Consider the following 26,784-nt stretch of genomic DNA (forward strand, 5'->3'; position numbering starts at 1 on the left):
AACCACGTGCCGGCTGAACCACGAGAGCGGCCCACCCCGTCGGGGTGGGCCGCTCTCGTGTCACCGGCGGGTCAGAGCGGTCGTAGCGCCGGTTCCTTCTGTACGGCGCCGAGCAGGCGGTCGAGCGCCAGCTCGACGTCCTCCTTCCACGACAGGGTGCTCCGCAGTTCGAGTCGGAGCCTGGGGTAGGCAGGGTGGGGACGGACGGTCTTGAAGCCGACGGAAAGCAGGTGATCGGCCGGCAGCACGCAGGCGGGTTCCTTCCAGCGGGCGTCACCGAACGCCTCAATGGCCTTGAAGTTCCTCCGCAGGAGGTCCTTCGCCACGGTCTGCACCAGAACCCGGCCCAGCCCCTGCCCCTGGTGGCCGGGTGTGATCCAGGCGGTCATCAGCTGGACCGCGTCGGGGGAAACCGGACTGGTGGGGAAGGCCGTGGAACGCGGCACGTAGGCGGGTGGGGCGTACAGCACGTATCCCACCGGGACCTCGTCCACGTAGACGACCCGGCCGCACGATCCCCAGTCGAGGAGCACGGCGGAGATCCATGCCTCTTTCTCCAGCTCCGGAGTGCCCGCCTTGACGGCCGCCTCGCCGCTGACGGGGTCAAGCTCCCAGAAGACGCACGTCCGGCAGCGCTTGGGGAGGTCCGGAAGGTTGTCCAGAGTGAGCGGTACGAGCCGACGACCCATGACGGAGCTCCCTCGCTTCCTCACCTGCCGCGTGATGGACACACGGATGCACATACCCCAACGCATCGTATCGATCGGGTGATGACACGCATACGGGAACAGGCCGAAGGGCGGACACCGCGGCGGTGGGAACACCGGCGCGCTGTCCGCCCTCGGACCGCGGTGACGCGGTATCTCTCGGGGTCAGTCGCCCCCTTCGACCCTCTCCTGGACCTCCTGGCCCTTCTCCAGGACCCCGCCCTCGCCCGGGGCGAGGGTGCCGAGGATCCGGTTCAGGTCCTCCATCGAGGCGAACTCGACGACGATCTTGCCCTTCTTCTGCCCGAGGTCGACCTTGACCCGGGTCTCGAAGCGGTCCGACAGCCGCGTGGCGAGTTCGCTCAGCGCCGGGGAGACACGGGCACCGGCCCGCGGGCCCTTCGGCTTGACGGGCTTGTCCGGCTCGGACGCCATGAGCGTCACGATCTCCTCGACCGCGCGGACCGACAGGCCCTCGGCGACGATCCGGTACGCCAGCTTGTCCTGCGCCTCCGGGTCCTCCACGGCCAGCAGGGCCCGCGCATGGCCCGCGGAGAGCACACCCGCCGCGACCCGCTTCTGTACCGGGGGCGACAGCCGCAGCAGCCGCAGCGTGTTGGAGACCTGCGGGCGCGACCGGCCGACGCGGTCGGCCAGCTGGTCGTGCGTGCAGTTGAAGTCCCTGAGCAGCTGGTCGTAGGCCGCGGCCTCCTCCAACGGGTTGAGCTGCGCCCGGTGGAGGTTCTCCAGCAGCGCGTCGAGCAGCAGCTGGTCGTCGTCGGTGGCACGCACGATCGCCGGGATGCGCTCCCAGCCCAGTTCGCGGCAGGCGCGGAACCGGCGCTCACCCATGATCAGCTCATAGCGCCCCGGGGCCGCCTGGCGGACGACGACCGGCTGGAGAATGCCCACCCCCTTGACGGAGGAGACGAGTTCCGCGAGCGCGTCCTCGTCGAAGACCTTGCGCGGCTGGTGCGGATTGACCGTGATGGCGTCCAGCGGCAGCTCGGCATAGTGGGCCGCGGCCGGTGTTCCCTGCGCGGGTACCGTGTCGGCCTGTCCGGGAAGCGTGACGGTGTTCTCCACCGGAGCGGCATCCTGCGGGAGGGCCGTCACCTTCGCCGCGGCCACACCGCGGTCAGTGCTCAAGGTGGGGATGGCCGTCGGGGAGGCCGACGCCACTCCGATCGATGTGGTCTGCCGCTCCTGGGGCGCGGCGGGGATCAGCGCGCCGAGTCCGCGCCCCAGCCCCCTACGTCGCTCACTCACTGGATCCCCTCCGACATGCTGTGCTGACTGTGCTGGTGGTGCTGGGCGCCCGCATGGGCGTGTTGGGCGTCGTAGTGGATACCCACGCCCCGGAGGGCGATCTCGCGAGCGGCCTCCAGGTAGGAGAGCGCGCCGCTGGAGCCCGGGTCGTACGTGAGGACCGTCTGCCCGTAGCTCGGCGCCTCCGAGATGCGGACCGACCGCGGGATGCTGGTGCGCAGCACCTCCTCCCCGAAGTGGTTGCGCACCTCATCGGCGACCTGGGAGGCGAGCCGGGTACGGCCGTCGTACATGGTGAGCAGGATCGTCGAGACGTGCAGGTCGGGGTTGAGGTGGCCCCGCACCAGTTCGACGTTGCGCAGGAGCTGGCCCAGCCCCTCCAGTGCGTAGTACTCGCACTGGATGGGGATGAGCACTTCCGCACCGGCCACCATGGCGTTGACCGTCAGCAGGCCGAGGGACGGCGGGCAGTCGATGAGGATGTAGTCCAACGGCTGCTCGTACGCCTGGATGGCCCGCTGGAGCCTGCTCTCCCGCGCCACCAGCGACACCAGCTCGATCTCCGCACCGGCGAGATCGATGGTGGCCGGGGCGCAGAAGAGTCCTTCGACGTCCTGGACGGGCTGCACCACACCGGAGAGCGGCTTGCTGTCCACGAGGACGTCATAGATCGAGGGAACCTCGGCGTGGTGGTCGATCCCCAGCGCCGTCGAGGCATTGCCCTGCGGGTCGAGGTCGATCACCAGGACGCGGGCGCCGTGGAGCGCCAGGGACGCGGCGAGGTTCACCGTGGTGGTCGTCTTCCCCACGCCGCCCTTCTGGTTGGCGACCACCATGACGCGGGTCCGCGGCGGGCGAGGGAGCCCTTCACCGGCCCGCCCCAGGGCCTGTGCCGCCAGCTGGGCGGAGTGGCCCAGGGAGGTGTCGTCCAGCGGGGGGTGTGTTTCACGTGAAACATCGTCCCCGGAGGGTTCGGTACGGGGGGCGGGGACCGGATCGGTCATCGGTCCCGCGATGTCGGCGTCGGACCGCAACGATTCACTCTCCTCGGCTGCAAGCTCGCGATGGACAGAGCCTGCCATGCTTTCGGGGTCGTGAACCAGCGAGGTCGGTGGTTCTGTGGAGGAATCCACGTCTGTGGACGACTCCGTCACCCCTGCGGGGGGCGTCCTACGGTCTCGTGGCGCGGCAGCCGCACGACCGCGGCTGATGATTCCCTGCAGCAGTGAGCGACGTTTCACGTGAAACACGATGCACTCGCCGCAGGGTCACCACCTCACGACACTCCGAAACAGGTACGTATGAGGATCAAACGGACCGTCACCGACGACGGCGCGAGGTCCTCGCCGCCTTGGCCCGCTTCGCGGCGAACCTGACACCTCCGGGGCTCTCCCCGACTTCGACCCTGACCACCGTGGACATCGGGTCGACGATGCCCTCTCCGACCTGGAGCACCGACGTCCGCACGACACCGAGCTTGCTCAGCGCGGCGCGGGCACCCTGGATCTCCTCCTCCGCCGTGTCACCCTTCAGCGCCAGCATCTCGCCGTAGGGCCGCAGCAGGGGGACACCCCAGCCGGCCAGCCGGTCCAGGGGTGCGACGGCACGGGCGGTCACCACGTGCACGGGGGGAAGCTTGCCGAGCATCTCCTCGGCACGACCGCGGACGACGGTCACGTGGTCGAGCCCCAGCAGCTCGACGATCTCCTGGAGGAAGTTCGTCCGCCGGAGCAGCGGCTCCAGGAGCGTGATCTTGAGGTCCGGCCGTACCAGGGCGAGCGGGATGCCGGGCAGACCCGCCCCGGAGCCCACGTCGCAGACCGTCACGCCCTCGGGCACGACCTCGGAGAGCACCGCGCAGTTCAGCAGGTGCCTCTCCCACAGCCGCGGTACTTCCCGGGGACCGATGAGGCCGCGCTTGACCCCCGCGTCCGCGAGCAGTTCCGCGTACCGGACCGCCTCCGGGAAGAACTCGCCGAACACCGTCTGCGCCTCCTGGGGCGCAGGGGGAAGTTCCTCTGCCTCCGACACGGGAACCGTCCTTCCGTACCGCACTACCGCACTGGGTGGCTGACTATCAGGCTGACAAAGATCGGCCCCGCCTGCGAACAGACGGGGCCGAGGGTTCGAGGGGGTCAGGCGGGGAGCACGACGACGAAGCGCTGCGGCTCCTCGCCCTCGGACTCGCTGCGCAGGCCGGCCGCGGCGACCGCGTCGTGGACGACCTTCCGCTCGAAGGGGCTCATGGGCTCGAGCCTGACGGGCTCGCCGCTGTTCTTCGCCTCGTCCGCGGCCTTGACACCGAGCTCGGTCAGCTCGGCGCGCTTCTTGGCACGGAAGCCCGCGATGTCCAGCATGAGCCGGCTGCGGTCGCCGGTCTCCCGGTGCACGGCGAGACGCGTCAGCTCCTGCAGCGCCTCCAGCACCTCGCCATCACGGCCGACGAGCTTCTGCAGGTCGCGGCCGGACGATTCGCCGATGATGGAGACCGCCGCGCGGTCGCCCTCGACGTCCATGTCGATGTCACCGTCGAGGTCGGCGATGTCGAGCAGGCCCTCGAGGTAGTCGGCCGCGATCTCACCCTCCTGCTCGAGGCGGGTGAGGGTGTCGACACCCTCGGCGGCGGACGTGGTGCCTTCCGTCACGGATGGACTCCTTCTTCCTACTTCTTCGACGACGGGTGCTTGGGCCGCTGCTGGCCCTTGCGCTGTCCGGACTTGGCTTGACGGGTGGAGCCGGAAGCGGCCTTGCCCTGCTGGGAGGGCTGGTCGGACTCACCCGGGTCGGCCTTCTTCTCCAGCGAGTGCTTGGTGCTGCCCTGCTGGACGGGGGCCGTCTGGCGCTTGGCCTTCGTCTGGCGCTTGGGCTGCTGGCGACGGGCCGCCGCGGCCTCGGCCTCGGCGACGGCCGGGTCCACCTTCTCCACCGTGCCGTCGGCCTGCGCGGTGTAGCCGGCCTTGGCGAGGGAGCTGATGAAGCGGCGCTCGTTGTCGTTGCGGTCCGGGCCCTTGGCGACGATGGCCAGGATGACGGCGCGCCTGCGGCGGCCGCGCACCTCGCCGTGCTGGGTGATGCTCTTCAGCAGCCGCTGGAGGTAGTGGTCCTGGGCCTTGCTGCCCGGCGTCGGGTTCTGGTTGATCACGTACATCTGCTGGCCCATGGTCCACACGTTGGTGGTCAGCCAGTAGACGAGGACGCCGACGGGGAAGTTGATGCCCATCACGGCGAAGATGATCGGGAAGATGTACATCAGCATCTTCTGCTGCTGCATGTACGGGGTCTTCACCGTCAGGTCGACGTTCTTCTGCATCAGCTGGCGCTGGGTGAAGAACTGGGACGCCGACATCAGCACGATCATGATCGCGGTGACGATGCGGACGTCGACGATGGAGGCGTTGAGCGCCTCGACCTTGCCCGGGTCGTCCATGAACTTGGCCGCGATCGGGGCGCCGAAGATGTGGGCCTCGCGGGCGCTGTCGACCAGCTGCTGGTTGAGGCTGCCGATGGTGTCGCCCGACGCGATCTTGCTGAGCACGTGGTAGAGGGCGAAGAAGAACGGCGACTGCAGAAGGATGGGGAGGCACGAGGAGAGCGGGTTGGTGCCCGTCTCCTTGTACAGCTTCATCATCTCTTCGGACTGGCGCTGCCGGTCGTTCTTGTAGCGCTCCTGGATGGCCTTCATCTTCGGCTGGAGCGCCTGCATGTTCCGCATCGACTTGATCTGCTTCACGAAGAGCGGGATCAGGCAGATGCGGATGACGATCACCAGGGACACGATCGACAGACCCCAGGCCCAGCCCGTGTCAGGCCCGAAGACCGCCCCGTACAGCTTGTGGAACTGGACGATGATCCACGAGACGGGTCCGGTGATGAAGCTGAACAGATTTCCAATCGTGTCCACTAATCAGGCTCCTTGAGCATTGGGCGAGGTCTCTGCGGCCGGGCTCGCCCCGTCGGAGCGCCCGCCCTCGTCTCCGCGCAGCCGTGCGCGCAGCATTTCGTGCCAGCGGGGACGCTTGCGCGGCGGCACGTGGTCCACCCCACCGGGCGACCACGGGTTGCAGCGGAGGATCCGCCAGGCGGTGAGGGCCGTGCCCTTGAGAGCACCGTGCCGGTCGATGGCGGTGTAGCCGTAGTGGGAACACGAGGGGTAGTACCTGCAGACGGGGCCCAACAGCGGACTGATCGTCCACTGGTAGATCTTGATCAGGGCCAGCAGCGGGTACTTCATCGCGCGCCCCCTCCCAGCAGCCGCCCCAGGGCGGCGTCCAGGTCTCGGGCCAGCTGTGTGTGGTCGGCGTCGCCCGCGCCGGGCAGCGCTCGTACTACCACCAGGCTACCGGGGGGCAGGACGGCGAGCCGCTCCCGCATCAGGTGCCGCAGTCTGCGCTTCACCTGGTTGCGGACGACCGCCCCGCCGACGGCCTTGCTGACGACGAAACCCGCACGTGTCGGGGGAGCGCTCTCCCCTGACGCGTGCGGGTCCGTTGCACCGCTTCTCAGGTGGACGACGAGGAGCGGGCGGCCGGCCCGGCGTCCTCGGCGTACCGCGGTCGCGAAGTCCTCGCGCCGCCTCAGCCGATTCTCGGTAGGCAGCACGTCATGACCTGTTTAAGCGATCAGGCGGACAGGTTGGCGCGACCCTTGCTGCGGCGGTTCGCCAGGATGGCGCGGCCGGCGCGGGTACGCATGCGCAGACGGAAACCGTGGGTCTTCGCGCGACGACGGTTGTTCGGCTGGAAGGTGCGCTTGCTCACTCGGGGGCTCCAGAAATGATTCGGGTGGTGGCGGGACATCGCCTGGCTGTCACCGTGCGCCCACGAGTAGCTCGCAATACGCCCGAGTGCACCGCTTCACGATCACTGACCGTGATCATTGCCCATCGGAGGCAGGCGGCAGCAGCCATCGACAACTCGACCTGGTTACGGTACGCGCGGCTACGCCATCCGGTCAAACCAGCAGGACGGCGGGCCGGGCTATACACAGGCTGTGGACAACAACTTGAACCGTGCGAGCTGCCGCGACTACCGTGGCCGGACTCGGATTCGTTTCCTGCCTGTCCTTCCATCCCGTCCCAAGAAACACACATTCGTGGGACCCGTGAGAGAGCGTGCCCCGTGGCTGACGTACCTGCTGATCTTGCCGCAGTGTGGCCACGAGTGCTGGAGCACCTCCTGGGGGAGGGGCAGCAGGGCATCGAGCCGAAGGACAAGCAGTGGATCGAGCGGTGCCAGCCGCTCGCCCTGGTCGCCGACACCGCGCTCCTCGCCGTCCCCAACGAGTGGGGCAAGCGCGTCCTGGAGGGCCGGCTCGCTCCGCTGATCAGCGACACGCTGAGCCGTGAGTGCGGCCGCCCCATCCGGATCGCGATCACCGTCGACGACTCCGCGGGCGACCAGACCCCGCCGCCGGGCCCCGAGCGCCACCAGTCCCACCAGCCGTCCCAGTCCCGGTACGACGAGCGGGGCCAGGGCGAGTCGTACGACGCGTACGGCCGGCCCACGGACGACGGCCTGCCGAGCGTGCGCCCCGCCTACCCCGACTACCAGCAGCAGCGCCCGGAGCCCGGGGCCTGGCCGCGCGCCCAGGAAGACCTGTCCTGGCAGCAGCCGCGGCTCGGCGGCTTCCAGGACCGCGACCCGTACGCGACGGCCCGGCCGCAGCAGCCGCACCACGACTACGGCACCCCGCCGGGCCCCGAGCACGGGGGGTACGACTCCCGGCGCGCCGAGCGGCGCGACCTCCCCGATCACCAGGGGCAGCACCAGCACCGCCCGGGCGGACCGTCGGGCTCCGGCGGGCCGGGGGGCCGGGGCGGCGCGGGCGACCGCGGCCAGGCACCGGGCCACGGCTCGATGGGCGGGCCGGGGTCCATGGGCGGCACGGGCGGGGGTTCGGGACCCGGCGCGCCGGGGGAGCAGCACGCGCGGCTGAACCCGAAGTACCTCTTCGACACGTTCGTCATCGGATCGTCGAACCGGTTCGCGCACGCGGCGGCCGTCGCGGTCGCCGAGGCGCCGGCCAAGGCGTACAACCCGCTCTTCATCTACGGCGAGTCGGGCCTCGGCAAGACGCACCTCCTGCACGCGATCGGGCACTACGCCCGCAGCCTCTACCCGGGCACGCGGGTGCGGTACGTGAGCTCGGAGGAGTTCACCAACGAGTTCATCAACTCCATCCGCGACGGCAAGGGCGACACCTTCCGCAAGCGCTACCGCGACGTGGACATCCTGCTCGTCGACGACATCCAGTTCCTGGCGAGCAAGGAGTCGACGCAGGAGGAGTTCTTCCACACCTTCAACACCCTCCACAACGCCAACAAGCAGATCGTGCTGTCCTCGGACCGGCCGCCGAAGCAGCTGATGACGCTGGAGGACCGGTTGCGCAACCGGTTCGAGTGGGGCCTGACCACGGACGTCCAGCCGCCGGAGCTGGAGACGCGCATCGCGATCCTGCGCAAGAAGGCGGTGCAGGAGCAGCTCAACGCCCCGCCGGAGGTGCTGGAGTTCATCGCGTCACGGATCTCGCGCAACATCCGTGAGCTGGAGGGGGCGCTGATCCGGGTGACGGCGTTCGCGAGCCTCAACCGGCAGCCGGTGGACCTGGTGCTCACCGAGAGCGTGCTCAAGGACCTGATCCCGGGTGGTGAGGACAGCGCGCCGGAGATCACGGCGGGCGCCATCATGGCGGCGACGGCGGACTACTTCGGCCTGACGGTCGAGGACCTGTGCGGATCGTCGCGCAGCCGCGTACTGGTGACGGCCCGCCAGATCGCGATGTACCTGTGCAGGGAGCTGACGGACCTGTCGCTGCCGAAGATCGGTGCGCAGTTCGGCGGCCGGGACCACACGACGGTGATGCACGCGGACCGGAAGATCCGCGCGCTCATGGCGGAGCGGCGCTCCATCTACAACCAGGTCACGGAGCTGACCAACCGCATCAAGAACGGCTGACCCCGCCGGCGGGCATGCGGGTGGGAGACGTGGGGGCGTCCCGGAGGGTTCCGGTACGCCCTCCGGTGTTTCCCCGGAGCCGCCCCGCGGCTGCCCGGCTCCTGTTCCCTGACCTGCCGATGGCTGACCTCCGAGCCGCCTCGCCGCCGGACCCGGAGCGGCCCCGCCGCCGGGCCCGATGCCGCCCTGCCCCTGCTCTGCAAGCTGCCCCGCCGGCGGGCCCGGAGCCGCCCCGCAGCCGGGCCCGGGCCCGGCGCACCCCTCCGGGGAGCCCGGCTGCCCCTCTGCCCCTCCTGCCCGAAGCCGTCCTCCCGGAGCCCTCCGCTCCGAGCGCCCCCGAGGTCCCCCGGAGCCCCCACAGGAAACGCTGCACAGTGGCCGGAACCCTCCGAAGCGCCCCCCGCCACCCGCCGGACGGCCCTCCGAGAGCCCCCACGGGCTCCCGCGCGCCCTCCCCGGTGTTCGAATACCTGCGGCGCCCGGCTCGTTCTCCACAGAAGTGCGGCCGATCTTCCGTCCACAGCCTGGGGACCCCCGAGTTATCCGGATCTCCTCCACAGGCCGGCCGTCGCCCTTACGATCATGCCTGGTCAGGCGGTTGTGGAATTGTGGCCGAGCGTCCTCCACAGCCTGTGGACAGAGAAACCGTCCACAAGGCGCGCTCGCGGTTGTCCACCAACGGCCCACAGGCACGGGCCCATGGTCCACAGCTTCTCCACACCGCTGTCCACTGTTCGGCAACGAAACACGGCTGCTCACTGCCGCGAGTGAAAGCGGTCACACCAAGGCGCCGGATTGGGCTGTGGGGAACGTGGGTAAAGCTGGGGACGGCACTGGGGAGAAGTAGGCCCCGCCTGTGCATCGGGTGTGCAGAACTTTGCCGCGTCCACAGCGGACCCCACTTGTCCACCGCTGTCGCCCACAGGGCCGGTGGACAAAATTTGGGCTCTGACCTGCACGGATGGCGTTATCCACCGTTTCCACAGGCCCTACTACTACTCCCACTAAGAGTTAGCCCGGAATCCGATGGGAAGCAGGGCCTGTGCACAACTCGGGCCCGGACCTCCGGCTGCCGCTCGACCCGACTTGACCCCGAGCCGCACCGACTGTCGGCGGCGTACGTCAGACTGGACCCCGGCATCCCGACGCCCGGCGCCACGGCGGCGGAGGAACCGGATGCCGGACGAGGAAGGCCAGCAGGGCGAGCCAGCGAAAGCAGGAGGCGGCGTACGGTGAAAATCCGGGTGGAGCGCGATGTACTCGCGGAGGCGGTGGCCTGGGTGGCCCGCAGCCTCCCGGCCCGTCCGCCCGCGCCCGTGCTCGCGGGCCTTCTGCTGAAGGCCGAGGACGGTGCGCTGAGCTTCTCCAGCTTCGACTACGAGGTCTCGGCGCGGGTCTCCGTCGACGCCGAGGTGGAAGAGGACGGCACGGTCCTGGTGTCCGGGCGACTGCTCGCCGACATCTGCCGCGCCCTCCCCAACCGCCCCGTGGAGATTTCCACAGACGGTGTACGGGCGACGGTGGTCTGCGGCTCGTCCCGCTTCACCCTCCACACCCTGCCCGTGGAGGAGTACCCGGCGCTGCCGCAGATGCCGACCGCGACCGGCACGGTCCCCGGTGAGGTGTTCGCCTCCGCCGCGGCCCAGGTCGCCATCGCCGCCGGCCGTGACGACACGCTCCCCGTGCTCACCGGCGTGCGCATCGAGATCGAGGGCGACAGGGTCACCCTTGCCTCCACCGACCGCTACCGCTTCGCGGTGCGCGAGTTCCTGTGGAAGCCGGAGTCCCCGGACGCCTCGGCCGTCGCGCTGGTGCCCGCCAAGACGCTCCTCGACACCGCCAAGGCGCTCACCAGCGGTGACACGGTCACCCTGGCGCTCTCGGGCTCCGGTGCCGGTGAGGGCCTGATCGGCTTCGAGGGCGCGGGGCGGCGCACGACCACCCGGCTCCTCGAGGGCGACCTGCCGAAGTACCGGACGCTGTTCCCCACGGAGTTCAACTCGATCGCCACGATCGAGACGGCGCCGTTCGTCGAGGCCGTGAAGCGCGTGGCGCTGGTCGCCGAGCGGAACACTCCGGTCCGGCTCAGCTTCGAGCAGGGCGTGCTCATCCTGGAGGCCGGCTCCAGCGACGACGCACAGGCTGTGGAGCGCGTCGACGCGCACCTGGAGGGCGACGACATCTCGATCGCCTTCAACCCGACCTTCCTGCTCGACGGCCTGAGCGCCATCGACGCCCCGGTCGCGCAGTTGTCCTTCACGACCTCCACCAAGCCCGCGCTGCTGAGCGGCAAGCCGGCCGTGGACGCGGAGGCCGACGAGGCCTACAAGTACCTGATCATGCCGGTTCGGCTCAGTGGCTGAGTGAGCGGCTGACCCCACAGGTGTGCACCCGTGTCCGGGCGTAGTCTCGGACACGGGTACGAAGCCGCACACAACGCGTAAGGAAGATCTGATGGAGCTCGGTCTCATCGGCCTCGGCAAGATGGGCGGGAACATGCGCGAGCGCATCCGCCGCGCGGGCCACACCGTCGTCGGGTACGACCGCAACGCCGACCTCGCCGACGTCCACAGCCTCGAAGAGCTCGTGGGCAAGCTGAAGGGCCCCCGCGTCGTGTGGGTCATGGTCCCGGCCGGCGAGGCCACCCAGTCGACCGTCGACCAGCTGGCCGAGCTGCTCTCCCCCGGCGACGTCGTCGTGGACGGGGGCAACTCCCGCTGGACGGACGACGAGAAGCACGCCGCGGAGCTGGCCGCCAAGGGCATCGGCTTCGTCGACTGCGGCGTCTCCGGCGGTGTGTGGGGCCTGGAGAACGGCTACGCCCTCATGTACGGCGGTACCGCCGAGGACGTGGCGAAGGTCCAGCCGGTCTTCGACGCACTGAAGCCGGAGGGCGACTTCGGCGCCGTCCACGCGGGCAAGGTCGGCGCCGGCCACTTCGCGAAGATGGTCCACAACGGCATCGAGTACGCGATGATGCAGGCCTTCGCCGAGGGCTGGGAGCTGCTGGAGGCCGTGGACTCCGTCACGGACGTCCGCGAGGTCTTCCGGTCCTGGCAGGAGGGGACGGTCATCCGCTCCTGGCTGCTCGACCTGGCCGTCCGCGCGCTCGACGACGACGAGCACCTCGACAAGCTGCGGGGCTACGCGTCGGACTCCGGCGAGGGCCGCTGGACGGTCGAGGCCGCCATCGACAACGCCGTGCCGCTGCCCGCTATCACCGCCTCCCTGTTCGCGCGGTTCGCCTCGCGCCAGGACGACTCGCCGCAGATGAAGATGATCGCCGCCCTGCGCAACCAGTTCGGCGGTCACGCGGTCGAGTCCAAGTAACACGCAGCAGCCGGGAGAGGTCGGCGCCACCATGCACGTCACGCATCTGTCGCTGGCCGACTTCCGCTCGTACGCCCGGGTCGAGGTCCCGCTCGACCCGGGCGTCAGCGTCTTCGTCGGCGCCAACGGGCAGGGCAAGACGAACCTCGTGGAGGCCGTCGGCTACCTCGCGACGCTCGGCAGCCACCGGGTGTCGTCCGACGCGCCCCTCGTCCGGATCGGCGCCGACCGGGCCGTGATCCGCGCGGCCGTGCGACAGGGCGAGCGGCAGCAGCTCGTCGAGCTGGAGCTCAACCCCGGCAGGGCCAACCGCGCCCGGGTGAACCGGTCGTCCCAGGTCAGGCCGCGCGACGTGCTGGGGATCATACGGACGGTGCTCTTCGCGCCCGAGGACCTCGCCCTGGTGAAGGGCGACCCCGGCGAGCGGCGCCGGTTCCTCGACGAGCTGATCACCGCGCGGTCGCCGCGCATGGCCGGGGTGCGTTCCGACTACGACCGGGTCCTCAAGCAGCGCAACACCCTCCTGAAGACCGCCGCCATGGCCCGCCGGCACGGCGGCCGCTCCATGGACCTGTCCACGCTCGACGTGTGGGACCAGCACCTCGCCCACGCCGGCGCGGAACTGCTCGCCCAGCGGCTGGACCTCGTCGCCACGCTCCAGCCGCTCGCCGTGAAGGCGTACGAGCAGCTGGCCCCCGGCGGCGGGCCCGTCACGCTGGAGTACCGGGGATCGGTCGGCGACGTCGCCGTGACGGCCGGACGCGAGGAACTGGTCGAACGGCTGCTCGGGGCGCTGGCCGAGGTCCGCAAGCAGGAGATCGACCGGGGCGTCACCCTCGTCGGGCCGCACCGCGACGACCTCGGGCTGATGCTCGGGCAGATGCCCGCCAAGGGGTACGCGAGCCACGGCGAGTCCTGGTCGTACGCGCTGGCGCTGCGGCTCGCCTCGTACGACCTGCTGCGCTCCGAGGGCAACGAACCCGTTCTCGTCCTGGACGACGTCTTCGCCGAGCTGGACGGCCGGCGGCGGGAGCGGCTGGCGGAACTCGTCGCCCCCGGTGAGCAGGTGCTGGTGACGGCCGCGGTCGACGACGACGTGCCCGGGGTCCTGGCGGGCACCCGGTACGCGGTGGCGGAAGGGGCGGTGGAGCGCGTATGAGCACGCAGTCGCAGGCGGCGTCCGCGCAGGCGCCCGTCCCCGAGTCGTCCGGAGTCGACCTGGCGCGCGTCGCGCTGCGCGCCGCGAAGGAGCAGGCCAAGGCGCGGGGCGCGGCGGCGCAGCAGAAGAAGCAGGCGCGCCGCGGCGGCGGACTGCGCTCCGGGGCGCGGGCCGACGGGCGCGACCCGCTGCCGCTCGGCGCCGCGATCAACCGGCTGATCACCGAGCGCGGGTGGGAGACGCCCGCCGCGGTCGGCGGCGTGATGGGCCGCTGGCCGCAGATCGTCGGCGAGGACCTGGCCAAGCACTGCGTGCCCCTGCGGTACGACGAGGACCCCGACGAGCGCGTCCTGACCGTGCAGTGCGACTCCACGGCGTGGGCGACGCAGCTGCGGCTGCTCGCACCGCGGCTCGTGGCGCGGCTCAACGAGGACCTCGGCCACGGGACCGTCCGCGTCATCCGGGTCCTCGGCCCCGGCGGCCCGCGGCGCGGGTACGGCCCGCTGCGCGCGCCGGGGAGCACCGGCGCGGGCGACACGTACGGCTGACGGCGTCCGGCGACGCCGGTCACGGTGCCCGGCCGACGGCGGCGGCCGGTGGGACGGGTACGGGTACCGGTACGGGACACGACGCCCGGGGTGGTGACCTACGGCGGCGCCTGTTCACGCGCGGGGTCGGCTGACGGCAGCGGCCCCCGCCCGACCCCCGACACCCGACGGGCGCCGGCTGCCCAGTGCTCTGGCGCGGGTGTCCGGCGGCGGGTGCCCGGCGGCGGGTGCCCGGTGCGGGGTGACCCCGGCCGCCGCGCCGTCGCCGCCGTACCCCCGCCCCCCACCCCGTCCGCAGGGCCGGACCGATCGTCTCCGGCCATCGCGCACACCCCTTCCCGGCCCGCCCCGACCACCCCGAGGGCGGTGCCGCACGTCCCGCCCGCGAAGGGTCGGACCTCCGTCGCGGACGGGGCGCGGGAACCGGGGAGCGCGCCGGGGTCGTCCACAGGCGGTGGAGGACCGCGCAACACACAGCGGACGGAGCGGTGAACAGGGCCGTGACCTGCTGCGTACCGGTGGTGGGAGGGGGACGCCGGGGGCCCGGGGAGCGCGTGGCCGCAGCCGGGTCGCGGTGGTAGCGGGTGGTTGACATGCCGAAGCGCTGAGTGCCCGTGTGAGCCTCTTGGACACCCGTCCCGAATATGGGGAGTCGGCAGCCGCCGGTTCAGGGCGGCACATGCGGACTCAGGTACCGGCAAACCCCCATGACTGTCAGCGCTACCGGTAGACTGGTGGGTAATCCCGCCCACTGCGGAACATGTCGAACGACGCAGCCCCTCCCGGGCTCCCCGAGAGGTGGCTCGCGCTGTGCCAGAAAGGGCGCTTCGTGGCCGATTCCGGCAACCCCAACGAGAACATTCCGTCCACTCCTGCCGGCGAGAACGGCGAGACCCCCGCACCGGGGCCCGCGGCGTACGACGCCAGCGCGATCACCGTCCTCGAGGGTCTGGACGCGGTACGCAAGCGCCCGGGCATGTACATCGGCTCGACCGGTGAGCGTGGCCTGCACCACATGGTGCAGGAGGTCGTGGACAACTCCGTCGACGAGGCGCTGGCCGGCCACGCGGACAGCATCGACGTGACGATCCTGGCCGACGGCGGCGTCAGGGTGGTGGACAACGGGCGCGGTATCCCCGTGGACATCCACCCCGTCGAGAAGAAGCCCGCCGTCGAGGTCGTCCTCACCGTCCTGCACGCGGGCGGCAAGTTCGGCGGCGGCGGTTACGCCGTCTCCGGCGGTCTGCACGGCGTCGGTGTCTCCGTCGTCAACGCGCTCTCCTCGCGGGTGTCCGTCGACATCAAGCGCGACGGGTACCGCTGGACGCAGGACTACAAGCTCGGCGTGCCCACCGCCCCGCTGGCGCAGCACGAGGCCGTCGAGGACTCCGGTACCACGGTGACCTTCTGGGCGGACCCGGACGTCTTCGAGACGACCGAGTACTCCTTCGAGACGCTCTCCCGGCGCTTCCAGGAGATGGCGTTCCTCAACAAGGGCCTGACGATCACGCTCACCGACGAGCGCGACTCGGCCAAGGCCACGATGAACGCCGACGACCCGGACGCCTCCGCCGAGGCCCCCGAGGCGCAGCCGGCCCGCACGGTGACGTACTTCTACGAGGGCGGCATCGTCGACTTCGTCAAGTACCTCAACTCCCGCAAGGGCGAGCTGATCCACCCGACGGTCATCTCCGTCGAGGCCGAGGACAAGGACCGGCTGCTGTCGGTCGAGATCGCCATGCAGTGGAACTCGCAGTACACGGAGGGCGTGTACTCCTTCGCGAACACGATCCACACGCACGAGGGCGGCACGCACGAGGAGGGCTTCCGCGCGGCGCTCACCGGTCTCGTCAACCGCTACGCGCGCGACAAGAAGCTGCTGCGCGAGAAGGACGACAACCTCACGGGCGAGGACATCCGCGAGGGTCTGACCGCGATCATCTCCGTCAAGCTCGGCGAGCCGCAGTTCGAGGGCCAGACGAAGACGAAGCTCGGCAACACCGAGGCGAAGACCTTCGTGCAGAAGGTCGTCCACGAGCACCTGTCCGACTGGTTCGACCGCAACCCCAACGAGGCCGCGGACATCATCCGCAAGGCCATCCAGGCCGCCACCGCGCGCGTGGCCGCCCGCAAGGCGCGCGACCTGACGCGCCGCAAGGGGCTGCTGGAGTCGGCGTCGCTGCCGGGCAAGCTCTCCGACTGCCAGTCGAACGACCCGGCCAAGTGCGAGATCTTCATCGTCGAGGGTGACTCCGCCGGCGGTTCCGCCAAGTCCGGCCGGAACCCCGAGTTCCAGGCCATCCTGCCCATCCGCGGCAAGATCCTGAACGTCGAGAAGGCGCGGATCGACAAGATCCTCCAGAACACCGAGGTCCAGGCGCTGATCTCCGCCTTCGGCACCGGGGTGCACGAGGACTTCGACATCGAGAAGCTCCGGTACCACAAGATCATCCTGATGGCGGACGCCGACGTCGACGGCCAGCACATCAACACCCTGCTGCTGACCTTCCTCTTCCGCTTCATGCGGCCGCTGGTCGAGGCCGGGCACGTCTACCTCTCCCGCCCGCCGCTCTACAAGATCAAGTGGGGTCGGGACGACTTCGAGTACGCCTACTCGGACCGCGAGCGCGACGCGCTCGTCGAGCTCGGCAAGCAGAACGGCAAGCGCATCCGCGAGGACTCCATCCAGCGCTTCAAGGGCCTCGGCGAGATGAACGCCGAGGAGCTGCGCATCACGACCATGGACCAGGACCACCGGGTGCTCGGCCAGGTCACGCTCGACGACGCGGCCCAGGCCGACGACCTGTTCTCGGTGCTGATGGGCGAGGACGTGGAGGCGCGGCGCTCGTTCATCCAGCGCAACGCCAAGGACGTCCGCTTCCTCGACATCTGAGTCGGTCTCAGCTGACCGTACGAAAGGACTGAAGACCAGCAATGGCCGACGAGAACACCCCCGCCGCCGTGACGCCCGAAGAGGAGCCCGTCGTCCCCGGCGTGGGCATGCGGGTCGAGCCCGTCGGGCTCGAGACCGAGATGCAGCGCTCGTACCTCGACTACGCGATGTCCGTCATCGTGTCGCGTGCGCTGCCCGACGTGCGGGACGGCCTCAAGCCCGTCCACCGGCGCGTCCTGTACGCCATGTACGACGGCGGGTACCGGCCCGAGAAGGGCTTCTACAAGTGCGCCCGCGTCGTCGGCGACGTCATGGGCACCTACCACCCGCACGGCGACTCCTCCATCTACGACGCGCTCGTGCGCCTGGCCCAGCCGTGGTCGATGCGGCTGCCGCTGGTGGACTCCAACGGCAACTTCGGTTCCCCGGGCAACGACCCGGCCGCCGCCATGCGGTACACCGAGTGCAAGATGACGCCGTTGTCGATGGAGATGCTCCGCGACATCGACGAGGAGACCGTCGACTTCCAGGACAACTACGACGGGCGCAACCAGGAGCCGACGGTCCTGCCGTCCCGCTTCCCGAACCTCCTGGTCAACGGCTCCGCCGGCATCGCGGTCGGCATGGCGACCAACATCCCGCCGCACAACCTCCGCGAGGTCGCGGCCGGCGCCCAGTGGGCGCTGGAGCACCCCGACGCCTCCCACGAGGAGCTGCTCGACGCGCTCATCGAGCGCATCAAGGGCCCCGACTTCCCGACCGGCGCCCTCGTCGTCGGCCGCAAGGGCATCGAGGAGGCGTACCGCACGGGCCGTGGCTCCATCACGATGCGCGCGGTCGTCGAGGTCGAGGAGATCCAGAACCGCCAGTGCCTGGTGGTCACGGAGCTGCCCTACCAGGTCAATCCGGACAACCTCGCGCAGAAGATCGCCGACCTGGTCAAGGACGGCAAGATCGGCGGCATCGCGGACGTCCGCGACGAGACGTCCTCGCGCACCGGCCAGCGGCTGGTCATCGTCCTCAAGCGGGACGCGGTCGCCAAGGTCGTGCTCAACAACCTCTACAAGCACACCGACCTGCAGACGAACTTCGGCGCGAACATGCTCGCGCTGGTCGACGGCGTGCCGCGCACCCTCTCGCTCGACGCGTTCATCCGCCACTGGGTGACGCACCAGATCGAGGTCATCGTCCGCCGTACGCGCTTCCGGCTGCGCAAGGCCGAGGAGCGGGCGCACATCCTGCGCGGTCTGCTCAAGGCGCTCGACGCGATCGACGAGGTCATCGCCCTCATCCGGCGCAGCGACACGGTCGACGTCGCGCGCGGCGGCCTGATGGAGCTGCTGGAGATCGACGAGATCCAGGCGAACGCCATCCTGGAGATGCAGCTGCGCCGCCTGGCCGCCCTGGAGCGCCAGAAGATCGTCGCCGAGCACGACGAGCTCCAGGCGAAGATCAACGACTACAACCGCATCCTCGCCTCCGAGACCCGCCAGCGGCAGATCGTCAGCGAGGAGCTGGCACAGCTGGTGGAGAAGTTCGGCGACGACCGCCGCAGCCAGCTCGTGCCGTTCGACGGCGACATGTCCATCGAGGACCTGATCGCCGAGGAGGACATCGTCGTCACCATCACGCGTGGTGGCTACGTGAAGCGCACGAAGACGGACGACTACCGCTCGCAGCGGCGCGGCGGCAAGGGCGTGCGGGGCGCGAAGCTGAAGGAAGACGACATCGTCGACCACTTCTTCGTCTCCACCACGCACCACTGGCTGCTGTTCTTCACGAACAAGGGCCGCGTCTACCGCGCCAAGGCGTACGAGCTGCCGGACGCCGGCCGGGACGCCCGCGGCCAGCACGTCGCCAACCTGCTGGCCTTCCAGCCGGACGAGCAGATCGCCGAGATCCTCGCGATCCGCGACTACGAGGCCGCGCCGTACCTGGTCCTCGCGACCAAGGCGGGTCTGGTGAAGAAGACGTCGCTGAAGGACTACGACTCGCCCCGTTCGGGCGGCGTCATCGCCATCAACCTGCGCGAGCGGGAGGACGGCGGCGACGACGAGCTGATCGGTGCCGAGCTGGTCTCCGCCGAGGACGACCTGCTGCTCATCAGCCGGAAGGCCCAGTCCATCCGCTTCACCGCGACGGACGACGCGCTGCGCCCGATGGGCCGCGCCACCTCCGGCGTGAAGGGCATGAGCTTCCGCGAGGGCGACGAGCTGCTGTCGATGAACGTCGTCCGCCCCGGTACGTACGTCTTCACCGCGACGGACGGCGGCTACGCCAAGCGGACGCCCGTCGACGAGTACCGGGTGCAGGGCCGTGGCGGTCTGGGCATCAAGGCTGCGAAGATCGTGGAGGACCGCGGCTCGCTCGTCGGCGCGCTGGTGGTCGAGGAGACCGACGAGATCCTCGCCATCACGCTGTCCGGTGGTGTGATTCGCACGCGCGTCAACGAAGTCAGGGAGACCGGCCGTGACACCATGGGTGTCCAGCTGATCAACCTGGGCAAGCGCGATGCCGTCGTAGGTATCGCACGGAACGCCGAGGCCGGTGCCGAGGCCGAGGCGGTCGAGGAGACCGAAGCGGCCGACGGTGTGGTTCCGGACGCGGAAGGAACCGAGGCCGCCGCCGACACCGGCGCGGTGGTCGAGGCAGCCGGGGACACGGAGTCCCCGGCCGGGGAGCACGAGGAGTAAAGCGTGAGCGGAGCCACGGGCGCCGGTTCGGCCGGCTCGGCCGCCAAGAGAGCGAACGGTGCCCGTGGCCCAGCCACGGACTCCCAGGGGGTAGCGGTGACCGACACCCGGGGGGCGAAGCCCCCTTACGACACACAAGAGGACGGGCCGCTGCCCGGTGGACGGCCCTCCACCGGCAAGCAGAAGGCCCAGCCGTACCACCCGCCGCAGGCGTACGGGGCGGACGGCCAGGAGGACGCCCACGGCTCCGCGACGGTTCGCCGCCCCCGTACGGGTGCCAAGACCACGCCGCGCACGCGCAAGGCGCGGCTGCGGGTCGCCAAGGCGGACCCGTGGTCGGTGATGAAGGTGAGCTTCCTGCTCTCCATCGCCCTGGGCATCTGCACGGTGGTCGCGGCGGCGGTGCTGTGGATGGTCATGGACGCCATGGGCGTCTTCTCCACGGTCGGCGCCACGATCAGTGACGCCACCGGGTCCACGGCGAGCAACGGGTTCGACCTCCAGGCGTTCCTGTCGCTCCCCCGCGTGCTGCTCTTCACCTCCGTGATCGCGGTCATCGACGTGGTGCTCGCCACGGCGCTGGCCACGCTCGGCGCGTTCATCTACAACCTCGCCGCCGGTTTCGTGGGCGGCGTGGAGCTGACGCTCGCCGAGGACGAGTAGCGATTTTGGCGGGAGCCGTCCTGTGCGCTAATCTTCAGAGGTCAGCGCGCAGCGCGGAGGGGCTATAGCTCAGTTGGTTAGAGCGCATCCCTGATAAGGATGAGGCCACAGGTTCAAATCCTGTTAGCCCCACAGTGCGGAGGCCCCCAACCGGTAACGGTTGGGGGCCTCCGGCGTCTCGGGCCACTTCGGACAGCCGCCCGGGTGACGGATGCCGCCAGGCTCCCTGGTGATCACGCGCCTAGGATGAGCGGGTGCCGGCAGCCGTGATGAACGTCCTCGTCCCCCTATTGATGTCGCTCCTGGGCATGGGCCTGGCCGCCGACTACCAGGGATGGCGGGCTGCCGCGGCGAGGGCGTACGGCGGAGTCTGGAACGCCGGCTACGACAGGGCCTACGCGACCTTCCGGTACGTAGGACTGATGGCCGCGTGGATGGGAGCCGTCTTCGCTGTGGGATCACTGATCCTCGTGGTCTTCCTCTACGCGAGGTAGGGGCGGACCGCCCGTCACGGCGGACGGTGGGGCGGCGCTGCCGACTCCCCGCGATCGGCCTGGCGTGATCGATCTGCTGCTGATGGCCAGGGGCTCACACCCTGTCGGCCCCGCGGTGACGACAAGGCGTCCCCCGGACGGGGGCGCCTTTCGCGTGTTCCCCGGCGGGCGCCGCGCCCTGCCGTGCGCGGCGTCGGGACGGTGTCGTACTGTCGTCCGGAGACAGGTCACCGATTGATATCGGTCGGTGTGTATAGTCGGGCGCCATAAGGACTCCCTACGTCAACGAAAGACGAGGTCGCGCGGTGAAGAAGCTCCTCCTGGTCGCACTGGCCGCCATCGGCGGGCTCCTCGTGTACCGCCAGATCCAGGCGGATCGCGCCGAGCAGGATCTGTGGACGGAGGCGACCGACTCCGTGCCCGCGGGTTCGTGAGAGGCGTCAACTGTTCGTGAGGGGCCCCGGTCGCTGGGAAGCGACCGGGGCCCCTCGTCGTCGTGGCCGCCCCCTCTCCGCTTCCTCCGTCTCCCCGAGCCGTTCCTCGCGTTGCCCCCGGCTCCCTTCCTTCCGCCGCCCCGGCCTGTCCCTTCACGGCAGCGAAGTCTTTCGTTGCGGGCGCGAAGTGCGCCGGAGGGAGCGGGTGGGGTGCCGGTGGGTCGCGGCTCATGGGCTGCCGTCGCAGACAGCGGCGGGGGCGACGGGGCAGGATGGTGCGGCCGTGGTGACGACGGGGGGAAGAGCGTGAAGAGGCGGGACCGGAGCGGGAGTGGGGCGGCCGGCGGTCGTCCGGGGTCGGCCGGCGGGGCGCGGAGGAGCGGTCGGCCCGCGACGGGCGCCGGGGCGCGGACGGCGGTGGCCGCCGTGCTGGTCGGGGGGTCGCTGCTCGCCGCGGGTGCCGGGGCGGGGCCGGCGCGGGCGGCCGGCGAACCCGCCGCGTACGGTTTCGCCGCGGAGGCCCGGCCGGTCGACGGCGCCTCCACCACGAGCGACGCGCCGCGGCTCGCCGCCGGCTCCGTGTACAAGGACATCATCCGGCGCGACGGGAAACTGATCTACCGGGTCGACCTGGACGACGCCCACCACGGGTACGTCTCCGCCGTCGCCGTACCGCCCCGGGGTGCCGAACTGTCCTATCGGGACCAGCTCTCCGTGTCCTTGCAGGACCGCGACGGCGCCGACTGCTCCAGCGCCACCACGCAGTTCGGGTCCGCCGACTTCGCCCGGCCGCTCGCCGCGTACGCGCACCGCACCCTCGAAGCCGACCGGTCGCGGTGCCGGGAGGCCGGGTCGTACTACGTCGTCGTGGAGCGCGACGGGCAGGACGCCTCGTCGGCCGAGCCCTGGGGCCTGGAGCTGCGGCACGTCCTGGAGCCGACGCTCTCGTCGTCCGGTCCGACCGAGGCGCCGGAGGGCTGGCCGAGCGCCTCGCCCGCACCGCCCGCCGGCGGCCCCCGCGAGCGGGCGGGGGGCACCGGGTTCGCCGACGCGCCGGGGCTCGCCGAGGGCGAGTGGACCGACCGCATCGAGCCGGGCGAGAGCCGTTTCTACCGGATCCCGGTCGACTGGGGCCAGCAGCTCTTCGTCAGCGCCGACCTCGGCAGTGCGGCCGGCGGCGGCTTCGTGTCCGGGGCGCTCCCCGTCTCGCTGTACAACCCCGCGCTCGGCCTCGTCGACAGCGCCGACTCCCTGGCGTACGACGGCAAGCAGAAGTCGGCGACCCTCGACCCGCTGCCCCCGGTGGCATACGCGAACCGGTTCGCCTCGGACACCGAGACCAACGGGATGCGCTTCGCCGGGTGGTACTACCTGCGCGTCAGCCTCAACCCCAAGGTGGCGCAGGTGTTCGGGAAGAAGCCGTACGGGCTGACGCTGCGGGTGAACGTGGAGCACGACGCCGCGGCGGCGCCCCCGTACGCCGGGCCCGCCGGGATCTTCGCCGTGACGGACGGCGACCGGCGCGCGGCGGTCGACGGCGCCAGTGGTACGGAGCCGGGAGGCGGCGGCGCCATGCGGCTCGTCGCGGCGGGCGGCATCGGAGCCGGCACGCTGCTGCTCGGCGGGCTCGGCGCCTGGACGCTCCTGGCGCGGCGACGCGCGGCGGCGGAGACGGGGCCGGGCGCCGGGGCCGGTGGGGCGCCGGGGGCCGTGGGGGTGCCCGGGTACGGGCCGCCGCAGGGCCGCGGATGGTGACTCAGACGCGGGTCAGCGCCCAGAACCCGACGGCGTAACAGATCAGGGCCAGCAGGACGACGGGGACGGCCACCGCCCGGGGCGGGCCGGGGCGCACGCGCGGAGCGGGTGCCGGGGCCGCAGTCGGTCCGACGCCGGGGGCGGGGGCCGACGGTGCCGTGTACGGCGCCGTGGGGTGCGGTGCGTACGGCGCGTACGACCCGTACGACCCGTACGGCTGTACCGGGGCGGCGGGCCCGGCCACCGGGAACGCCGACGGGGCTGACGGGGCCGACGGGGACGCCGGGGTCGACGGGGCGGCGGCCGGGGGCGGGGACGCCGCCGGGGCGAGGCGCGCGGGCGGCGGCGCCAGGTGGAAGTCGCTCGTCCCGGACGCCGCTCCCGCCGGCGCTGCCGGTGCCGGGTCCGGCGCGGGCGACGGGGACGAAGACCACGGGCCGTACCCGGGCGGCGGTGCGGCGACGGGGCCGTCCGGGCCGTATCCGGGCGGCAGCGGGCCCACCTGGTCGAAGACCTCGACGGGCTCCTCCTCGCCCGTCGGGTCCGGCAGCAGCTCGACCGCCGACGCCAGGGCCTTCCGCGCGCCCGTCGCCGTACGGAACCGTGCCTCCGGGTCGGGCTGGAGCAACCCCGCGAGGACCTGCCACAGCGGCTCGGGGACGCCCTGGGGCGCGCCCGGTGTCCCGTGCGCCCTGAAGTGCTCCACGAGCGCCTGTGAGTCGGGTTTGCGGCCCTGCAGCAGGTACAGGGCGACCAGACCGACCGCGAACAGATCGGCCGGGAAGTCCGGTTCGGCGCCGGTCAGTTGCTCGGGTGCGAAGTAGCCGGGCGTCCCGACGACGTAGTGGGTCTCGGTGAGGCGCGGCTCGCCCTTGCGCATCGAGATGCCGAAGTCGGACAGCCGCAGGTGCGGCCGCCCCCTCCCGGTCGCCTCCAGCAGGACGTTCGCCGGCTTGATGTCACGGTGCACGACCCCCTCCGCGTGCACCGCGGCCAGTCCGGACAGCAACTGGTCGAGCAGGAGGCAGACGAACCGCGGCGGCAGCGGCCCGTAGTCCCCGATGACGTGCGCCAGCGAACCGCCGCCGACCAGGTCCATGGTGAACAGGACCTTGTCGTCGTCGGCGGCCCAGCTCGCCGGGGCGAGGACGTGCGGGTGGTCGATGCGCACGGCCTGCTCCCGCACGAAGCGCAACAGGGTGTGCGCGTCGCTCTGCTGGAGCACCTTCGCCGCCACGTACCGGCGGCGGCGCTGGTCCCAGGCCCGCCACACGGCGCCCACGCCCCCGCGCCCGATCGGGTCGACCAGCTCGTACCGCCCCGCGAAGACCTCACCCATCGCGCCGTGCCGCCCCCGTTCCCGTGCGATGCCGCCCGATGGCGCCCGCTGCCCGCCGCCGCCGTCAGCTCTGGTGCGCCTCGTAGTGCGCGACCGCGTCCGCGGTGCGCCCGGCGCCGTACACCCGGAGGAACTCTGCCAGTTCCGGGTGGGTGGGGGCGAGCGAGTCCGCGGCGTCGATGATGTCCCCGGCCGCGGCGACGGAGCGCAGCAGCGACTGGATCTCACGGACGACCCGGCGGATCGTCGGCGCGCCCGAGCTGGTCGGCGCCTGGCTGGAGGCGGTCAGGACCGAGCCCCCCTGCGCCTTCTTGATCTCCTCCATCCGGTCGGTCGCCTCGACCGCGCTGACGCTGCCGTCGGCGACCTGGCTCGCGAGCTCCTGGAGCGCCTGGACGCGCTGGACGACGGCCGGGTTGCCGATCTTGGCGCGCTGGCCGCTCATCAGCTGCGACAGCATCGGGGCGGAAAGACCCAGGACGGCGGCGAGCCGGGCCTGGTTCAGCCCGAGGTCGTCGATGAGCCGACGGAAGAGCGCCCCCAACGGCTCCCCGTACCAACTGCGCTGGAGCTCTCTGGCTCTGGCGGTCGATTCCTGCTGTGCGGCATCCATGGCGTCTCCCCATCGCTCCGGTTCGCTGCTGCGAACCTCGCGGAGCATCTTACGGAGAGTGGTGTTCCACGGGGAGCCCCAATGCTTTTGCGGGACACCCCCGGTCACCCGGTACTCTGGTCTGCGACCGCCGAGACCGGGCGGTCCCCGGGGCCTTAGCTCAGTTGGTAGAGCGCTGTCTTTGCATGGCAGATGTCAGGGGTTCGACTCCCCTAGGCTCCACTTCCGAAGACCCCTCCCACCTGTGGACACCGCGATGGGAGGGGTCTTCTTCGCGTCTCCCGCGCACGGCGGGGGGCGTCCCACGGCGCCCCGGAGGCGGGGACGAGGCCGGGGACCGATGGACCGGGCGGGGGCCGGTGCCGGCCCGAGGTCGGGGGCCGGGCGGGCCTCGGGTCGGGCTCGGCGCGGGCTCAGGCAGGACATCGGGAGGGTCCTCTACCGTGCTCGGCGCACCCGTGCCACCTGGTGCTGCTCCACACGGGTGGTGTTCATCGGAAGATCTGCGCGACGGCGGCGTCGCTCCCCCGGATCCCGAGTTGCGTACACATCATGAGGAAGGTATGCAGATCGCCCAATCGGGATGTGTGGGAAAGCGAGGGGCCATGGCCGCCGTCAGGATCCAGCAGTTCTGGACCGCAATCGTCTCCTTCTTCTGCGGCGTCCTCGCCTCCCTGAGGCGCTCCGTGCCCACCGCCGGTCCGGTCTCGGGCCACCCGCTCGCCGCCGGCCCGGCTTCCGCCGCGGTGGCCCTGCCGGGGCAGCGGTCGGCCGGGCCCACCGCGGGTCCGGTGTCGAGTCCCGTGCCCGGGCGGCCGGTGGCGGGGGAGCGGGCGCTGCCGCCGACCATCAAGCAGCGGATCCGCGCCGAGGCGCACGGCTCCTCGCCCGCCGTGCGCCGCATGCGCGCCGCCCGCGCCGGGGACGTGGCCGCCGCCGCTCCTGTCGGGGACGTTGTCGCCGCCTACGCCGGAACGGCCCCCGCCCCCGTGGGGGCGAAGGCCGTCGTGCCCGTCGCCGCGGCCGCCGTCACCGCGGCGCCGTAACGTCAGCGGCGGTCGTCGCCGTTCTCGTTCGTCTCCAGCCCGGTGGCCTCCGTCGACCCGCCCCCGGCGTCCGCCTCGGCGAGCGACGCGTCCGGTCCGCTGCCGTCGACGGACACGAGGGGGGAACGCTCGGGGACCTCGGTGGGCGGTTCCACCAGCCAGTCCGGGTTGGCCTGGTTGTCCCACCACTTCCACACGGCCACGGCACCGCCGATGACCAGGCCCGCCACGGCCATTCCCTTGGCCGCACGACGCATCCTGATCCGGCGCTCGTGCTTGCGCACCAGCTTGCGGACCTCCTTCACCGTCACCTGGCCGCGCAGGGCGGCGAGGGCGGCGGTGGAACGGGCCACGGCCTCCGCACCCACCGGTCCCGCGGCGGCCACCGCGCTCTCCACCCGCGGCACGGTGAAGTCGGCGGCCTGACGCGCCGCCAGCCGGGTCCGGTACGCGGCGCGCTGCGCGGCGGCGTCGACCTTCGGCGGCACATGCGGGGCGACGTAGGCGCCGTACTGCGCGCGGGCCTGACAGGCGGCCTGCTGGGCGGCCCGGGAAACCTTGGGCGCCACCTTCACGCGCGCTGCGTGCGCGTAGAGCGCGGCCTGTTCCTTGGCCGCGCCGGCGTAGGGCGCCACGACGTCCGCGGCGTGCAGCACGCTCTCCTTCGCCGTGTCGGTGGCGGCGCGCACGCTGTCCATGCGGGTCACGGGATCCTCCTCCTGGGTGGCGGGTTGATATCTCACCTTTCCGCCCTTTTCGAAATCATGCCTCCGGGCCCCTCGCTCGGCATGCGGGTGCGCGCATCCGGGGCATCGTCGCGTGGCCCTCCTCGCTTTTGTCCGCTGTCGCGGCTTCCATGCGAGGATCGGACCCGTAAGGGAAGACCTA

Annotated in this window: 24 protein-coding genes and 2 tRNA genes; 14 read left to right on the top strand and 12 right to left on the bottom strand. The window is 71.2% G+C overall.

Annotation, left to right across the window (positions count from 1 at the left end):
• Nucleotides 1-71 precede the first annotated feature (71 nt).
• The 9 genes from ACF053_RS10845 to rpmH all read right to left on the bottom strand — a co-directional run bounded on the left by ACF053_RS10845 (nt 72) and on the right by rpmH (nt 6,733).
• The gene (locus tag ACF053_RS10845; protein ID WP_391953553.1) at nt 72-689 is read right to left on the bottom strand and encodes a GNAT family N-acetyltransferase; all 618 of its coding nucleotides are present in this window, start codon (nt 687-689) and stop codon (nt 72-74) included.
• A gap of 183 nt (nt 690-872) precedes the next feature.
• Nucleotides 873-1,976, bottom strand: coding sequence for a ParB/RepB/Spo0J family partition protein (locus ACF053_RS10850; RefSeq protein ID WP_391953554.1), 1,104 nt, complete (start codon nt 1,974-1,976; stop codon nt 873-875).
• Entirely contained in the window at nt 1,973-3,058 is a 1,086-nt protein-coding gene (locus tag ACF053_RS10855; RefSeq protein ID WP_391953555.1) for a ParA family protein, read from the bottom strand. Before ACF053_RS10855 ends, ACF053_RS10850 begins: the two co-directional genes overlap by 4 nt.
• A gap of 238 nt (nt 3,059-3,296) precedes the next feature.
• Nucleotides 3,297-4,031 carry a 16S rRNA (guanine(527)-N(7))-methyltransferase RsmG gene (gene rsmG / locus ACF053_RS10860; protein ID WP_391953556.1) on the bottom strand — a complete coding sequence of 245 codons (735 nt, stop codon included), beginning with the start codon at nt 4,029-4,031 and terminating at the stop codon, nt 3,297-3,299.
• A gap of 80 nt (nt 4,032-4,111) precedes the next feature.
• Nucleotides 4,112-4,621 carry a Jag family protein gene (locus ACF053_RS10865; protein WP_391953557.1) on the bottom strand — a complete coding sequence of 170 codons (510 nt, stop codon included), beginning with the start codon at nt 4,619-4,621 and terminating at the stop codon, nt 4,112-4,114.
• A 17-nt stretch (nt 4,622-4,638) separates the two neighbouring features.
• Entirely contained in the window at nt 4,639-5,877 is a 1,239-nt protein-coding gene (yidC, locus tag ACF053_RS10870; RefSeq protein ID WP_391953558.1) for a membrane protein insertase YidC, read from the bottom strand.
• 3 nt (nt 5,878-5,880) lie between these two features.
• Nucleotides 5,881-6,207: a membrane protein insertion efficiency factor YidD gene (gene yidD / locus ACF053_RS10875; protein WP_058943615.1), complete on the bottom strand. Its 327-nt coding sequence runs from the start codon at nt 6,205-6,207 to the stop codon at nt 5,881-5,883.
• Nucleotides 6,204-6,575 (bottom strand): ribonuclease P protein component, encoded by a 372-nt coding sequence (rnpA, locus tag ACF053_RS10880; RefSeq protein ID WP_079047284.1) that lies wholly within the window; start codon nt 6,573-6,575, stop codon nt 6,204-6,206. The genes yidD and rnpA overlap by 4 nt, the downstream gene beginning before the upstream one ends.
• Before the next feature lie 20 nt (nt 6,576-6,595).
• Nucleotides 6,596-6,733 (bottom strand): 50S ribosomal protein L34, encoded by a 138-nt coding sequence (rpmH, locus tag ACF053_RS10885; protein ID WP_018846094.1) that lies wholly within the window; start codon nt 6,731-6,733, stop codon nt 6,596-6,598.
• A gap of 360 nt (nt 6,734-7,093) precedes the next feature.
• Here rpmH and dnaA point away from each other — a divergent pair, with 360 nt between their 5' ends.
• The 12 genes from dnaA to ACF053_RS10945 all read left to right on the top strand — a co-directional run bounded on the left by dnaA (nt 7,094) and on the right by ACF053_RS10945 (nt 22,898).
• Complete coding sequence (gene dnaA / locus ACF053_RS10890) at nt 7,094-8,929, top strand: chromosomal replication initiator protein DnaA (protein ID WP_391953559.1); 1,836 nt, start codon at nt 7,094-7,096, stop codon at nt 8,927-8,929.
• Between the two features lie 1,232 nt (nt 8,930-10,161).
• On the top strand, nt 10,162-11,292 hold the full coding sequence (gene dnaN, locus ACF053_RS10895; RefSeq protein WP_058943612.1) for a DNA polymerase III subunit beta: 1,131 nt from the start codon (nt 10,162-10,164) through the stop codon (nt 11,290-11,292).
• Between the two features lie 91 nt (nt 11,293-11,383).
• The gene (gene gnd / locus ACF053_RS10900; protein ID WP_391953560.1) at nt 11,384-12,259 is read left to right on the top strand and encodes a phosphogluconate dehydrogenase (NAD(+)-dependent, decarboxylating); all 876 of its coding nucleotides are present in this window, start codon (nt 11,384-11,386) and stop codon (nt 12,257-12,259) included.
• 31 nt (nt 12,260-12,290) lie between these two features.
• Nucleotides 12,291-13,418: a DNA replication/repair protein RecF gene (recF, locus tag ACF053_RS10905; RefSeq protein ID WP_391953561.1), complete on the top strand. Its 1,128-nt coding sequence runs from the start codon at nt 12,291-12,293 to the stop codon at nt 13,416-13,418.
• Entirely contained in the window at nt 13,415-13,966 is a 552-nt protein-coding gene (locus ACF053_RS10910; protein WP_058943609.1) for a DUF721 domain-containing protein, read from the top strand. The genes recF and ACF053_RS10910 overlap by 4 nt, the downstream gene beginning before the upstream one ends.
• A gap of 760 nt (nt 13,967-14,726) precedes the next feature.
• Nucleotides 14,727-16,859, top strand: a complete 2,133-nt coding sequence (gene gyrB, locus ACF053_RS10915; protein ID WP_391953562.1) for a DNA topoisomerase (ATP-hydrolyzing) subunit B — start codon at nt 14,727-14,729, stop codon at nt 16,857-16,859.
• Nucleotides 16,860-16,900: 41 nt separating this feature from the next.
• Complete coding sequence (gene gyrA, locus ACF053_RS10920) at nt 16,901-19,552, top strand: DNA gyrase subunit A (RefSeq protein ID WP_391953563.1); 2,652 nt, start codon at nt 16,901-16,903, stop codon at nt 19,550-19,552.
• A 3-nt stretch (nt 19,553-19,555) separates the two neighbouring features.
• The gene (locus ACF053_RS10925) at nt 19,556-20,215 is read left to right on the top strand and encodes a DUF3566 domain-containing protein (RefSeq protein WP_391953564.1); all 660 of its coding nucleotides are present in this window, start codon (nt 19,556-19,558) and stop codon (nt 20,213-20,215) included.
• 58 nt (nt 20,216-20,273) lie between these two features.
• Nucleotides 20,274-20,347 (top strand) — tRNA-Ile (locus ACF053_RS10930).
• A 122-nt stretch (nt 20,348-20,469) separates the two neighbouring features.
• Complete coding sequence (locus tag ACF053_RS10935; protein ID WP_391953565.1) at nt 20,470-20,709, top strand: hypothetical protein; 240 nt, start codon at nt 20,470-20,472, stop codon at nt 20,707-20,709.
• Nucleotides 20,710-21,014: 305 nt separating this feature from the next.
• On the top strand, nt 21,015-21,143 hold the full coding sequence (locus ACF053_RS10940; RefSeq protein ID WP_010467770.1) for a DLW-39 family protein: 129 nt from the start codon (nt 21,015-21,017) through the stop codon (nt 21,141-21,143).
• 417 nt (nt 21,144-21,560) lie between these two features.
• Entirely contained in the window at nt 21,561-22,898 is a 1,338-nt protein-coding gene (locus ACF053_RS10945; protein ID WP_391953566.1) for a hypothetical protein, read from the top strand.
• A 1-nt stretch (nt 22,899) separates the two neighbouring features.
• Here ACF053_RS10945 and ACF053_RS10950 read toward each other — a convergent pair whose 3' ends face one another.
• Together ACF053_RS10950 and ACF053_RS10955 are read right to left on the bottom strand one after the other, a co-directional pair.
• Nucleotides 22,900-24,237, bottom strand: coding sequence for a serine/threonine-protein kinase (locus ACF053_RS10950; RefSeq protein WP_391953567.1), 1,338 nt, complete (start codon nt 24,235-24,237; stop codon nt 22,900-22,902).
• A gap of 64 nt (nt 24,238-24,301) precedes the next feature.
• Complete coding sequence (locus ACF053_RS10955) at nt 24,302-24,850, bottom strand: helix-turn-helix domain-containing protein (protein ID WP_391953568.1); 549 nt, start codon at nt 24,848-24,850, stop codon at nt 24,302-24,304.
• 149 nt (nt 24,851-24,999) lie between these two features.
• On the opposite strand from ACF053_RS10955, the gene ACF053_RS10960 reads away from it, so the two are divergent.
• Together ACF053_RS10960 and ACF053_RS10965 are read left to right on the top strand one after the other, a co-directional pair.
• Nucleotides 25,000-25,072: transfer RNA gene (locus ACF053_RS10960), tRNA-Ala, on the top strand.
• A 383-nt stretch (nt 25,073-25,455) separates the two neighbouring features.
• A complete protein-coding gene (locus tag ACF053_RS10965) occupies nt 25,456-25,896 on the top strand; it encodes a DUF6344 domain-containing protein (protein ID WP_391953569.1) in 441 nt (146 codons plus the stop codon).
• A gap of 2 nt (nt 25,897-25,898) precedes the next feature.
• Here the strand turns inward: ACF053_RS10965 and ACF053_RS10970 are convergent, their stop codons facing one another.
• Entirely contained in the window at nt 25,899-26,603 is a 705-nt protein-coding gene (locus tag ACF053_RS10970) for a DUF5324 family protein (protein ID WP_391953570.1), read from the bottom strand.
• Between the last annotated feature and the right edge of the window lie 181 nt (nt 26,604-26,784).

This window comes from Streptomyces kanasensis, from assembly GCF_043077165.1.
Classification (GTDB): domain Bacteria; phylum Actinomycetota; class Actinomycetes; order Streptomycetales; family Streptomycetaceae; genus Streptomyces; species Streptomyces changanensis.